Here is a 12,866-nt window from a genome sequence, read left to right on the forward strand (position 1 = left end):
GGACCGCATGGACGACACGCTCGACACCTCCTGGGTGCTGCGCTGGGCCGAGCTCGCGCAGCACGCCGTCTCCGAGAACCGGATCGCGCTCATGGAGCTCGACCGCGCCATCGGCGACGGCGACCACGGCGACAACCTCGACCGCGGCTTCACCGCCGTGAGCGCCAAGCTCGCCGACGCCTCCCCGGACTCCCCGACGGCGGCCCTCAAGCTCATCGCCACCACCCTCATGTCCACGGTGGGCGGGGCTGCCGGCCCCCTGTACGGCACCGCGTTCCTCCGGGCCGCCACCGCCCTGGGCGACGGGCCGGTCGACGCGGCGGGGGTCGCGGCGCTGCTCACCGGCGCCGTCGAGGGCGTGACGGCGCGCGGCCGGGCGGAGGCCGGGGACAAGACGATGGTCGACGCGCTGCGCCCGGCCGCCGAGGCCGCCGGTGCGGTCGCCGAGCAGGGGGGCAGCGCCCGGGCCGCCCTCGAGGCCGCCGCCGACGCCGCCGCCGCGGGCGCGGAGGCCACCGAGCCGATGGTCGCCCGCAAGGGCCGCGCCAGCTACCTCGGGGAGCGCTCGGCCGGCCACCGCGACCCCGGCGCCCAGTCCAGCGCCCTCATCCTGCGCGCCGCCGCCGACGCTGCCGCGGGGGGAGCGGGGACGGGGCAGTGACGACGGCGATCGTCGTCGTCTCCCACTCCGCGCAGCTCGCCCAGGGGCTGTGCGAGGTGGCGGCGCAGATGGCGCCCGACGTCCTCCTCCGACCGGCCGGCGGGACGGACGACGGCCGCATCGGCACGAGCTTCGACAAGCTCCTCACCGCGGTCGGTGAGCTCACCGCCGACGGGGGTGACGGCGTCGTCGTCCTCACCGACCTCGGCTCGGCGACGATGACCGCCGAGTCCGTCCTCGAGATGGTCGACGACGACCGCGTGCTGCTCGCCGACGCCCCGCTCGTCGAGGGCACCGTCGCCGCCGCCGTCGCCGCGCAGGGCGGCGCCGGCCCGGAGGAGGTGCGGCGTGCCGCCGAGGAGGCTGCCCTGTCCTTCGCCGCCGCCCAGCGCAGCGGCCCCGCCGGCCCGGCACGGGACGGGGAGGTCCTCGAGCGGGTCCTCCAGCTGCGCAACCGCCTCGGCCTGCACGCCCGTCCTGCCGCGCAGCTCGCCCGCCTCGTCGCCGGCTTCGACGCCCACGTCGAGGTCAACGGCGTGGACGGCGCCAGCGTGCTCGCCCTCATCGGGCTCGGGCTCGCGGGCGGGGCGACGATGACGGTCCGGGCCAGCGGCCCGCAGGCCGAGCACGTCCTCGACGCCGTCGCCCAGGTCGTCGACGAGGGCTTCGGGGAGGAGTAGCGCCGCCTCGGCGGGACATGGTTATGGTGGCTGGAGCGCTCACCCCGACCGCACCGTCGCCCGAAGGGAACCCAACCCCATGCACGAGGTCAAGGCCGTCGTCGTCAAGGAGAAGAACGCCCCCGCCACCGTGGAGACGATCCTCGTCCCCGACCCGGGGCCGGGGGAGGCGCTCGTCGACGTCGTCACGTGCGGCGTGTGCCAGACCGACCTCCACTACAAGGTCGGCGGGGTCAGCGACGACTTCCCCTTCCTCCTCGGCCACGAGGCCTCCGGCGTCGTCTCCGCCGTCGGTGAGGGCGTCACCGAGATCGCCGTCGGGGACCGCGTCATCCTCAACTGGCGCGCCGTGTGCGGGGAGTGCCGCGCGTGCCGCAAGGGCCAGCCCTGGTACTGCTTCGCCACCCACAACGCGACGCAGAAGATGACCCTGCAGGACGGCACCGAGCTCAGCCCGGCGCTGGGCATCGGCGCCTTCGCCGAGAAGACGCTCGTCGCCGCCGGCCAGTGCACGAAGATCGAGGGCGACATCGCCCCCGAGCAGTACGCCGCCCTCGGCCTGCTCGGCTGCGGCGTCATGGCCGGCATCGGCGCCGTCCTCAACACCGGTGCCGTGCAGCGCGGGGAGTCGGTGGCCGTCATCGGCTGCGGCGGGGTCGGCATGGCAGCGGTCGCCGGTGCCGTGCTGGCCGGTGCCACGACGATCGTCGCCGTCGACCTCGACGACGAGAAGCTCGCCACCGCCCGCCGCTTCGGCGCGACCCACACCGTCAACTCGCGCGAGCAGGACCCGGTCGAGGCGATCCGCGAGCACACCGGTGGCTTCGGCGCGGACGTCGTCGTCGACGCCGTCGGGGTCGCTGCCACCTTCGCCCAGGCCTTCGAGGCCCGCGACCTCGCCGGCCGCGTCGTCCTCGTCGGCGTGCCGGACCCCGGCACGACGTGGGAGATCCCGCTCGACCAGGTCTTCGGCCGCGGCGGGGCGATCAAGTCCGCGTGGTACGGCGACACCCTGCCCTCGCGGGACTTCCCCATGCTCGTCGAGCAGTACCGCCTGGGCCGCCTCGACCTCGACGGCTTCGTCACCGAGCGCATCGGCATCGACGACGTCGAGCCCGCCTTCGACAAGATGGCCGCCGGCAAGGTGCTGCGCTCCGTCGTCGAGATCAACGACCCGCCCGCGACCTGACCCGCCGCCACCCCTCACCCCTTATCGCCGACAGCTGAGTTGTTACCGGCCGTCACCCGACCCGATGGGAGCCACCCGATGACCACCCCGTGCGCACGGACAGCAGCGGACGCGTCCGCGTCGAGAACCTCGTCACCAGCGGCACCTTCTCGCTCGACGGCGGGACCTGGGACGTCGACAACAACGTGTGGATCGTCGGTGACGACACCGAGTGCGTCGTCATCGACCCGGCGCACGACCCGGCCGCCGTCGTCGAGGCGGTGGGCGGCCGTCGCGTCGTCGCCGTCCTGCTCACCCACGGCCACGACGACCACATCCGCGCGGTGCGCGAGGTCGCGGCCCAGGTGGGCGCTCCGGTCCATCTCAACCCGGCCGACACGATGCTGTGGGAGCAGGTCTACCCCGGCACGACGGCGGACGAGGAGATCGCCGACGGGCAGCAGATCACCGTCGCGGGGGTCACGCTCACCGCCCTGCACACCCCCGGCCACTCGCCCGGCTCGACGTGCTTCCACGCACCGGACCTGGGGGAGGGCGGCGTCCTCTTCTCCGGGGACACCCTCTTCAACGGCGGGCCCGGCGCGACCGGCCGCTCCTACTCCGACTTCCCGACGATCATCGAGTCGATCCGCGAGCGCATCCTCACGCTGCCCGAGTCGACGGAGGTGCTCACCGGCCACGGGGACGCGACGTCCGTCGGGGCCGAGAAGCCGCACCTGCAGGAGTGGGTCGACCGCGGGCACTGACCGCCCGGCCCGGCCGGTAGGGCACGATAGGGGCCATGAGCGAGATCAAGCCCGTAGAGAGCTGGCTGACCGACATGGACGGCGTGCTCGTCCACGAGCAGCAGGCCATCCCCGGTGCCGCCGAGTTCATCCAGGCCCTCATCGACTCGGGGCGGCGCTTCCTCGTCCTGACGAACAACTCGATCTTCACGCCGCGCGACCTGCGCGCGCGGCTGCGCGCCGGGGGCATCGACATCCCCGAGGACGCGATCTGGACCTCGGCGATGGCCGCGGCCCAGTTCCTCGACGGCCAGCGCCGCGGGGGCAGCGCCTACGTCGTCGGCGAGGCCGGGCTCACCACCGCGCTGCACGACATCGGGTACACGATGACCGACGTCGCCCCCGACTACGTCGTCCTCGGCGAGACCCGCACGTACTCCTTCGAGGCGATCACCCGCGCGATCCGGCTCATCGAGGCGGGGGCGCGCTTCATCGCGACCAACCCCGACCCCCCCGGCCCCTCCCAGGAGGGCACCCTCCCCGCCACCGGGGCGGTCGCCGCCCTCATCACCCGGGCCACCGGCGTCGAGCCGTACTTCGTCGGCAAGCCCAACCCGCTCATGATGCGTAGCGCCCTCAACCGCATCGACGCGCACTCGGAGTCCACCGTGATGATCGGGGACCGGATGGACACCGACGTCGTGTCCGGCCTCGAGGCCGGGATGCGCACCATCCTCGTGCTCACCGGCTCCACCCGCCCCGAGCAGGTGGACCGCTTCCCCTTCGTGCCCACCCGCGTCGTCGACTCCATCGCCGACGTCACGCCGCTCGTCGCCGAGTACGCCCCGCAGGCGGACCGGTGACCCGCCGTCCCCGGCGCAGCGCGCGCGCCCTGTTCGCCGCCACGCTCCTGCTGAGCGAGGCGATGGTCGTCCTCTTCGCCGGCCTCGTCGCCTACGGCCTGCGCCTCGCCTCGGTGCGCGAGATCGTCGTCGGCGGCGCGGTGCTCGCGCTGTGGGCCGTCCTCGCCGGCGCGCTCGTGCGGCGCGGCGCTGTCGGGTACGTCCTCGGCTCGCTGCTCCAGCTCGCGCTCATCGCCACCGGGTTCGTCGTGCCGATGATGTTCGCGATCGGCGGCGTCTTCGCCGTGCTGTGGCTCGTGTGCCTGCGCGTCGGCGGGCAGATCGACGGCGAGCGGGTCGAGCGGGAGGACGCCGAGCGCGAGCACGAGGAGCGCCGTGGCGCGGGAGAGGCCGCGACGGGCCGGTAGTGTCGGTCGCGTGACTTCCACCGAACGCACCCTCGTCCTCATCAAGCCCGACGGCGTCCAGCGCTCCCTCGTCGGGGAGGTCCTGCGCCGCATCGAGGCCAAGGGCTACCGCATCGTCGCCCTCGAGATGCGCAGCGCCGACGCCGAGCTCCTCGGCGAGCACTACGCCGAGCACCGCGGGCGTCCCCACTTCGAGCCGCTCGTCGAGTTCATGGGCTCCGGCCCGCTCGTCGCCGCCGTCGTCGAGGGCGACCGCGTCATCGAGGGCTTCCGCTCCCTCGCCGGCACCACCGAGCCGACGACGGCGGCCCCCGGCACCATCCGCGGCGACCTCGCTCGCGCGTGGGACACCCAGGTGATCCAGAACCTCGTCCACGGCTCCGACTCCCCGGAGTCGGCCGAGCGCGAGATCTCCCTCTGGTTCCCCACGCTCTGACCCACCCCGTCCGCGCCGAGAGCTGAGTTGTTCCCCGGGACGGCTCAGCTCTCGGCGTCGTGGGGCGTGGGTCAGTAGAACTCCCGCGTGTCCATGACGTTGCGCAGCGGCCGGCCGTCCAGCAGCCGCGTGGCGTTCTCGGCGAAGAGTGCGGCGATCCGGCGCGGCTCCTGCTCGGAGAGTGCCGCGGTGTGAGGGCTGAGGAGCACGCTCGGGTGGCCCCACAGCGGACTGTCGACGGGCAGCGGCTCCACGGCCGTGACGTCGAGCGCCGCGAACCCGACGCGGCCGGCGTCGAGGGCCTCGACCAGCGCGGCCTCGTCGACGACGGTCCCTCGGCCGACGTTGACGAAGAGGGTGCCGGGCCGCAGGCCGCCGAAGACCTCGGCCCCGAGGAGGCCGGTCGTCCGGTCGGTGCCCGGCAACGCCGACACGATCGCGTCCGCCTGCGCCGCCGCGGCGGCGAGGTCGTCGAGCCGCACGACGCGGTCGACGTGCTCGACGGGCTCGTGCCGGCGGCTCGTGCCCCAGACGGTGGCGCCCAGCGCCGCGAAGCGCTGCGCGACGACGCGACCGATGCCGCCGAGCCCGACGACGAGGACCGTCATCTCGCTCACGTGCCGCATGAGGCGCCGGCCGTCGCCCCACGTGCGTGACGCCTGGTCGGCCTCGAGCCGCCGCAGGTCCTTCGCGCCGGCGAGCACACCGAAGAGAGCCCACTCGGCGAGCGTCTCGGCGTGCATGCCCGCGCTCGTCGTCACGGTGACGCGCCCGAGCTCCTCGGCAGTGAGCCGTGCGGCCTTGACCTGGCCGCCGCCGCCCGCGGCGGTCGTGTGGACCCACCGCAGCCGCGGGTTGCTGCGCACGGTCCGGGCGAGCGCCTCGGGCGAGACGTCGGGGATCCCGAAGAGCGCGTCCGCGTCGTCGAGCAGGGCCTCGAAGGCACGCTGCTGCGCCGGGTCGCGGCGCCAGTCGGGGTCCCCCTCCCAGTCGCCGCTCCAGCGCCACGGCGGGGTGAGCCCGGGTCCGCGCAGCAGCTCGATGCGCGGCTCGCGACGGAGGACGAGCTCGACCGACGCGTCGTCGAGGGTGACGCCGAGCGCCACCTTGAGGGTGTGGTCCGGCACGGGAACTCCTTCTGTGGGGGCGGCGGGGGCCGGGTGGGGCGCGGTCAGCGCAGCGGGCTCTCGAGGCGGGGGGCGCCGACGAGCACCGTGACCATGCGACCGGGACGGGCCTCGTGGTTGGACAGCGGGGCGCCGGCCATGACGACGTCACCCGGGCCCAGGCGCACCCACCGGGCGACGTAGGCGAGGGACTCCCTCACGGGCACGGGCATCGCCTCCACCGTCGTGCCGCACACGAGGGTGCCGTCGAGCTCGAGGGCGAGCAGCCCGGTGTCGAGGGACGCCGCGGTGTCGATCCACGGGCCGAGCGGCGTGGAGCCGTCCGCGCCCTTGGACTCGAAGTTGCGCGGGTCGAGCGTGGAGCGGTCCGGGTAGGAGATGTCGTTGACGGCGGTGACGCCGAGGACGAACTCGTGGGCGTTCCCCTCGGTGAGGTCCGAGCTCTCCGGGCTGCCGGTGTCACGGCCGATGACGACCGCGACCTCCGCCTCCATGACGGCGCGTCCCGCGTCGCGGCGCAGGCGCACCGGCTCACCGTGCGCGACGACGGTGCGCGGGCTCTTGAGCCAGGCCTGCACGGGGGAGGGGTGGTCCGACGTGCCCCGGTTCTGCGCGATGCCGACGAGCACCGTGGGGACGGTCGGGGGGAGCAGCCGCAGGCCTGCAGTCGGGACGGCCTCGCCGTCGTCGTGCGGGCGGCGTCCCTCGGCGAGGGCGACGTACGGGTCCTCGACGGGCCGGACGACGTCGCCGTCGAGCCGGACGTGGCGGACCGTGCCGTCGAGGACCGCGCGACCGATGCGCATCACCGCACCGCCGTGCTGATCGCCGCGTGCGTCTCGTCGGTGGAGACGCGGATGGCGTCGTCGTGCCTGAGGAGGTCGCGGCCCTTGGTCTCGGGCACGAGGAACGTCGACGCCGTCGTGATGAGCGCGAGCGTGGCCATGTACACGGCGGGAAGCAACCAGTCGCCGTCGGAGACCGCGAGGAGGTAGGCGCCGAGCACGCCGGCCAGCCCGCCCGCGAGGACCGCGGAGATCTCCCGCGCCATCGCGACGCCGAGGTAGCGGTGACGGTTGCCGAAGAGCTCGGGCAGCATCGCGCACTGGGGGCCGAGCATGGTGTTGACCGCGACACCGATCCCGATCGCGATGACGGCGATGACGCCGACGGGGTGACCCTGGGAGAGCACCCACCAGGCCGGGAAGGAGTACAGCAGCAGGAACACGGCCCCCGCGCGGTAGACGATGCGGCGGCCGAACCGGTCCGACAGGTGACCGCTGAGCGGGAGCACGACCATCGCGATGAGCGCGCCGAGCGTCACGCCCCACGTCGCGACACCGCGGTCGACGGGGTTGGCGATGAAGTTGCCGGCGACGAACGCCAGACCCAGCGTCTGGAACATGTAGGAGCCGCCGTTCTCGGCCATCCGCAGCCCGATCCCGACGATGACGCTGGGGAAGCCCGTGGTGAAGATGTCGCGCACGGGTCGTTCGGCGACCTGCTCGTGCTTCTCCAGCTCCACGAACGTCGGGGTCTCACGCAGCCGCATGCGGATGAACAGCGCGAGCAGGATGAGGAGGAAGGAGGAGAGGAAGGGCAGGCGCCACGCCCAGCCGAAGAAGACCTCGTCGGGCAGCAGGGACATGAGCGAGAACACCAGGGCGGCGAGCAGGGTGCCGAGCTGGATGCCGATGAAGGGCAGCGCGGAGAAGAAGCCGCGGCGGCGGACCGGGGAGTACTCGGCCATGAGCACCGTCGCGCCCGCCTGCTCGGCGCCTGCCCCGAAGCCCTGGAGGAGTCGGAGCACCGTCAGCAGGACGGGAGCCCAGACGCCGATCGAGTCGTAGGTGGGCAGCGCGCCGATGAGCGTCGTGGCCCCGCCCATGAGGGCGATCGTCACGACGAGAACCCACTTGCGGCCGAGCCGGTCGCCGAGCGTGCCGAAGAAGAGGCCGCCGAGCGGACGGGCGACGAACCCGACCCCGAAGGAGGCGAGCGAGGCGACGACGGCGAGCTCCGGCGGGAGGTTGGAGAAGAACAGGTCGCCGAAGATCAGCGCCGAGAAGAGCCCGTACAGGGCGAAGTCGAAGTACTCGAGTGCGCTTCCCACGCTCGAGGCGAGCGTCGCGCGGCGCAGGTTGTCGGCGTAGTCCGGATCGTCCGTGTGGTCCGGGCGCCTGGTGGTGTCGTCGTTGGTCACGTGCCGTCCCCTCGATAGGCGTGCTCCGTTGCGTGTGAACCGTAACACTATGCTGAACGACGTACAACCAGCTGAACAGATTGATGCTGGGTCGTCAGGCGGCCGGTCGGTGGAGGGGGTTCGTCAGGGCCTGTGCCGCCGTGAGGAGCGCGGCCCCGACCTCCGCGATCCGCGCCTCGTCGGCCTCCTCGGTGAGGAGCGCGGCGCCCATCGCCAGCGGCGGGTCGACCGGCGCCCACGGCTCGAGCGGGACGGCGACCCCGGTGATCCGCGCGAGCGAGGCGCCGCGGTCGATCGCGTAGCCGCGCTCGCGGGTCGCGGCGAGTGTGGGGAGGAGCTCGTCCACGGTCGTCGGGCTGTCCGGGGTCAGCTGCCGGAAGGGCTGCGAGTCCGCCAGGAGGGAGCGCACCTGGTCGTCGTCGACGGTGGACAGGAGGGCCAGCCCGGTGGCGGTCATGGCCGCCGGCAGCCGCGAGCCGAGAGGGGTGCCGAAGCGGTTGGGCCACCGCCCCTCGTGCCGCGCGAGGTAGACCGCCTCGCTGCCGTCGAGCATGGCGATCTGCACCACCTCACCGTGGAGCACCGGTGACGCGGCGACGACCCGGTAGAACTCGCGGACCTGGTTGAACTGCTGCGCGTAGGCGCCTCCGAGCTCGGCCACCCGCCGCCCCAGCCGGTAGCCGCCGTTGTCCCGCTCGATCATCGCGCCGTCCTCAAGGGCCGCGCACAGGTTCGCCGTCGAGGACTTCGCGATGCCCAGGGCCCGGGCGATCTCGCTGAGCGTCAAGGGGACCCCCTGCGCGTCCGCCAGCAGGGTGAGGATCCGCAGCGAGCGCGACACCGCGGGGGCGGGGCCACGCTCGGGCGCACCGGTCGGTGCATCGGTCATGCGAGGTTCCTTCGGGTCGGGAGGCGGGTACGCGACCAACCTAGCCAAGCGGACTGCGGCAGGGGACCGGCCTGCGACTCCCCGGGGACCGCGGTTCCGCCCGTTAGGCTGCTTCCGTGCATCTCAAGACGCTGACGCTGCGGGGGTTCAAGTCCTTCGCGTCAGCGACGACCCTGCACCTGGAGCCGGGGATCACCTGCGTGGTGGGGCCCAACGGCTCGGGCAAGTCCAACGTCGTCGACGCCCTGTCGTGGGTGATGGGCGAGCAGGGCGCCAAGTCGCTGCGCGGCGGCTCGATGTCCGACGTCATCTTCGCCGGCACCTCCAACCGCGCCCCGCTCGGGCGCGCCGAGGTCTCCCTCACCATCGACAACTCCGACGGGCTGCTGCCCATCGACTACTCCGAGGTGACGATCTCCCGCACGCTCTTCCGCGGCGGCGGCTCGGAGTACGCGATCAACGGCGAGGCGTGCCGCCTCCTCGACATCCAGGAGCTCCTCTCCGACACCGGCATGGGCCGGGAGATGCACGTCATCGTCGGGCAGGGGCAGCTCGACGCCGTCCTGTCCGCCGGCCCCGAGGAGCGCCGCGGCTTCATCGAGGAGGCCGCCGGCGTCCTCAAGCACCGCCGCCGCAAGGAGAAGGCGCTGCGCAAGCTGGAGGCGATGAAGGCCAACGTCGACCGCGTCAACGACCTGTCGACCGAGATCCGCCGCCAGCTCGGCCCGCTCGCCCGCCAGGCCGACGTCGCCCGCCGCGCGCAGGTCATCCAGGCCGACCTGCGCGACTCCCGGGCGCGCCTGCTCGCCGACGACCTCGTCCAGCTCACCGCCACCCTCCAGCGGGAGGTCGCCGACGAGACCGCGCTGCGGGAGCGGCGCACCGCCGTCGAGGCCGCCGCGGACTCCGCCCGCAGCCGGCTCGCCGCCCTCGAGGCGCAGGCAGCGGCCGCCGCGCCGCTCCTGCGCGAGGCGACCGACACGTGGCACTCCCTCTCGGGGCTGCGGGAGCGCCTGCGCGGCCTGCACTCCCTGGCCGCCGAGCGCACCCGCCTGCTCGGCGCCCCCACCCAGGAGCACCGCGGCACCGACCCCGAGGAGCTCGACGCCCGCGCCGCCCGTGCCCGCGAGGAGGAGCAGGCGCTCGCCGCGGAGGTCGAGGCCGCCCGTGCCGCCCGTGACGCCGTCGTCGCCGAGCGCACCCGCCTCGAGGAGGCCGAGCGTGAGGCCGAGCGAGCGCTGGCCGCCGTCCACCGGGGCGTTGCCGACCGCCGCGAGGGGCTCGCCCGCCTCACCGGGCAGGTCGCCGCCCGCCGCAGCGCCGCCGAGGCCGCCCAGGCCGAGCTCGGGCGCCTGCGCGCCAACCTCGCCGAGGCCGAGGAGCGCAGCCGCCACGCCCAGGCCGAGTTCACCGCCCTCGAGCAGCAGGTCGCCGGCGAGGAGGAGGGCGAGGAGGGCCTGGACGAGGCGCACGAGGAGGCCCTGGAGGAGCTCGACGCCGCCGAGGCCGCCCTCGCCGCGCTCCACGAGGAGGAGCGCACCGCCGAGGGCGAGCGCCGCACCTGGCAGACCCGCCGCGACACCCTCGAGCTCTCCCTCGTCCGCAAGGACGGCACCGGCGCGCTCCTCGAGGCCGCCGAGCGGCTCGCCGGGCTGCGCGGCTCCCTGCCCGACGCGCTGAGCGTCGAGCACGGCTACGAGACCGCCGTCGCCGCCGTCCTCGGCGCCCACACCGACGCCGCCGTCGTCGAGTCCACCGACGTCGCCGTCGACGCGATCCGTCGCGCCCGCGACGAGGACCTCGGCCAGGTGCGTCTCGTCGTCGCCGGCGCCGCCACCCCCGACGACGACGCCGCCGCCCCAGCGGGCGGGCGCTGGGCCCGGGACGTCGTCACGGCCGACGGCGAGCTCGCCGGTGCCGTGGCCACCCTGCTGGCCGGCGCCGTCGTCGTCGACGACCTCGCCGCCGCCCGGGCCGCCGTCGCGACGGCCGACGTCCTCGCCGTCACCCGCGACGGTGACGTGCTCTCCCGCGCCAAGGCGGCCGGCGGCACGAGCGCCGGCCCGAACGTCCTCGAGCTGCACGCCGCCCACGAGGAGGCCGCCACGGAGGCCGACGCCGCGACCGCCCGCGCCGAGCAGGCGCGCTTCGGGCTCGCCGCCGCCCGTGACCGCGTCTCCCGCGCCCAGGAGTCAGTCGACGCGACGCTCGCCGCCCTGCACGCGTCGGACGCCCGGCTCGCCGGCGTCGCCGAGCAGCTCGGCCGCCTCGGGTCCGCCGCCCGCGCCGCCGAGGCCGAGGCCGAGCGCATCCGCCCCGCGATCGCCGACCTCGTCACCAAGGGCGAGGAGCACGAGCGCCAGCTCGCCGAGCTCCTCACCCGCCTCGAGGTCGCCCAGCGGGAGCCCGAGCGCACCGAGGAGGACCTCACCGCCGCGACGGCCGAGCGCGACCGTGCCGCCGGGGAGGCCCGCGCCGCCCGGGCCCGGGAGACCGAGGCGCGCCTGGCGCTGCGCACCGTCGAGGAGCGGGCCGGAGCCCTGTCCGGCCGGGCCGCCTCCCTCGAGCGGGCCGCGGAGGCCGAGCGCGTCGCCCGCCGCAAGGCCGCCGAGCGCGAGCAGCGCCGCGCCCGGCAGGCCGAGACCGCCGCCCTCGTCCGCTCCGGCGCCGAGCAGGCGCTCGCCGTCGTCGAGCGCTCGCTGTCCGCCGCCGCGGACGCCCGCGAGGAGGCCGAGGAGGCCCGGGGGGCCCGGGAGCGGGAGATCGCCCAGGTGCGCACCGAGCTCGAGGAGGCCACCGGCGAGCTCGCGCGGCTCACCGACGCCGTCCACCGTGACGAGGTCGCCCGCACCGAGCAGCGGCTGCGCATCAGCCAGCTCGAGGAGCGCTCGGTGAGCGAGCTCGGCCTGGACCCCGAGGTGCTCGTCGAGGAGTACGGCCCCCACCAGCCGGTGCCCGTCGTCGTGCCCGAGGGGGAGGAGCCGCGCGAGCCCGTCCCCTACGTGCGCGAGGAGCAGGACAAGCGGCGCAAGCGCGCCGAGCGCGACCTCGCGCGCCTCGGCAAGGTCAACCCGCTTGCCCTGGAGGAGCACGCGGCGCTCGCCGAGCGGCACCAGTTCCTCACCGAGCAGCTCGCCGACCTCAAGAAGTCCCGCGCCGACCTCATGGAGATCGTCCGGGAGATCGACGAGCGCGTCGAGCGGGTCTTCGCGGAGGCCTACGCGGACACCGCGGCCGCCTTCGACGACGTCTTCGCCCGGCTCTTTCCCGGCGGCGAGGGCCGGCTCGTCCTCACCGACCCCGAGGACATGCTCACCACCGGCATCGAGATCGAGGCCCGGCCCGCCGGCAAGAAGGTCAAGCGCCTGTCGCTCCTGTCCGGCGGGGAGCGCTCGCTCACCGCCGTCGCCCTCCTCGTCGCGATCTTCAAGGCGCGGCCCAGCCCCTTCTACGTCATGGACGAGGTCGAGGCGGCGCTGGACGACACGAACCTCGGCCGGCTCCTGGAGATCTTCACCGAGCTGCGGGAGGACTCCCAGCTCATCGTCATCACCCACCAGAAGCGGACGATGGAGATCGCCGACGCCCTGTACGGCGTCACCATGCGCGGTGACGGCGTCACGACCGTCATCAGCCAGCGGCTGGCCGAGGAGGAGCGCGCCGGGGTCTGACCCACGCCGGTGAGA

Annotated in this window: 12 protein-coding genes; 8 read left to right on the plus strand and 4 right to left on the minus strand. The window is 74.5% G+C overall.

Annotated features, from left to right (window positions below; genetic code table 11):
- Positions 1–7: 7 nt before the first annotated feature.
- The 7 genes from dhaL to ndk all read left to right on the plus strand — a co-directional run bounded on the left by dhaL (position 8) and on the right by ndk (position 4,961).
- Positions 8–661 carry a dihydroxyacetone kinase subunit DhaL gene (gene dhaL, locus ACWPXV_RS09490; protein ID WP_454085010.1) on the plus strand — a complete coding sequence of 218 codons (654 nt, stop codon included), beginning with the start codon at positions 8–10 and terminating at the stop codon, positions 659–661.
- Complete coding sequence (gene dhaM, locus ACWPXV_RS09495; protein ID WP_454085011.1) at positions 658–1,341, plus strand: dihydroxyacetone kinase phosphoryl donor subunit DhaM; 684 nt, start codon at positions 658–660, stop codon at positions 1,339–1,341. Before dhaL ends, dhaM begins: the two co-directional genes overlap by 4 nt.
- Before the next feature lie 79 nt (positions 1,342–1,420).
- On the plus strand, positions 1,421–2,530 hold the full coding sequence (locus tag ACWPXV_RS09500) for an S-(hydroxymethyl)mycothiol dehydrogenase (RefSeq protein ID WP_454085012.1): 1,110 nt from the start codon (positions 1,421–1,423) through the stop codon (positions 2,528–2,530).
- A gap of 89 nt (positions 2,531–2,619) precedes the next feature.
- The gene (locus ACWPXV_RS09505) at positions 2,620–3,276 is read left to right on the plus strand and encodes an MBL fold metallo-hydrolase (protein ID WP_454085013.1); all 657 of its coding nucleotides are present in this window, start codon (positions 2,620–2,622) and stop codon (positions 3,274–3,276) included.
- Between the two features lie 35 nt (positions 3,277–3,311).
- Entirely contained in the window at positions 3,312–4,118 is an 807-nt protein-coding gene (locus ACWPXV_RS09510) for an HAD-IIA family hydrolase (RefSeq protein ID WP_454085014.1), read from the plus strand.
- Positions 4,115–4,525, plus strand: a complete 411-nt coding sequence (locus ACWPXV_RS09515; RefSeq protein WP_454085015.1) for a DUF4233 domain-containing protein — start codon at positions 4,115–4,117, stop codon at positions 4,523–4,525. The genes ACWPXV_RS09510 and ACWPXV_RS09515 overlap by 4 nt, the downstream gene beginning before the upstream one ends.
- Before the next feature lie 10 nt (positions 4,526–4,535).
- Positions 4,536–4,961 (plus strand): nucleoside-diphosphate kinase, encoded by a 426-nt coding sequence (gene ndk / locus ACWPXV_RS09520; protein ID WP_454085016.1) that lies wholly within the window; start codon positions 4,536–4,538, stop codon positions 4,959–4,961.
- 71 nt (positions 4,962–5,032) lie between these two features.
- On the opposite strand, the gene ACWPXV_RS09525 is transcribed toward ndk, so the two are convergent.
- The 4 genes from ACWPXV_RS09525 to ACWPXV_RS09540 all read right to left on the minus strand — a co-directional run bounded on the left by ACWPXV_RS09525 (position 5,033) and on the right by ACWPXV_RS09540 (position 9,180).
- Positions 5,033–6,088: a D-2-hydroxyacid dehydrogenase gene (locus tag ACWPXV_RS09525; protein ID WP_454085017.1), complete on the minus strand. Its 1,056-nt coding sequence runs from the start codon at positions 6,086–6,088 to the stop codon at positions 5,033–5,035.
- 44 nt (positions 6,089–6,132) lie between these two features.
- Entirely contained in the window at positions 6,133–6,894 is a 762-nt protein-coding gene (locus tag ACWPXV_RS09530) for a fumarylacetoacetate hydrolase family protein (protein WP_454085018.1), read from the minus strand.
- The gene (locus ACWPXV_RS09535) at positions 6,894–8,291 is read right to left on the minus strand and encodes an MFS transporter (protein ID WP_454085019.1); all 1,398 of its coding nucleotides are present in this window, start codon (positions 8,289–8,291) and stop codon (positions 6,894–6,896) included. Before ACWPXV_RS09535 ends, ACWPXV_RS09530 begins: the two co-directional genes overlap by 1 nt.
- A gap of 94 nt (positions 8,292–8,385) precedes the next feature.
- Positions 8,386–9,180: an IclR family transcriptional regulator gene (locus tag ACWPXV_RS09540; protein WP_454085020.1), complete on the minus strand. Its 795-nt coding sequence runs from the start codon at positions 9,178–9,180 to the stop codon at positions 8,386–8,388.
- A 116-nt stretch (positions 9,181–9,296) separates the two neighbouring features.
- Here ACWPXV_RS09540 and smc point away from each other — a divergent pair, with 116 nt between their 5' ends.
- On the plus strand, positions 9,297–12,851 hold the full coding sequence (smc, locus tag ACWPXV_RS09545; RefSeq protein ID WP_454085021.1) for a chromosome segregation protein SMC: 3,555 nt from the start codon (positions 9,297–9,299) through the stop codon (positions 12,849–12,851).
- The last annotated feature ends 15 nt before the right edge of the window (positions 12,852–12,866 follow it).

The sequence above is a fragment of the Georgenia sp. Marseille-Q6866 genome (assembly GCF_965111665.1).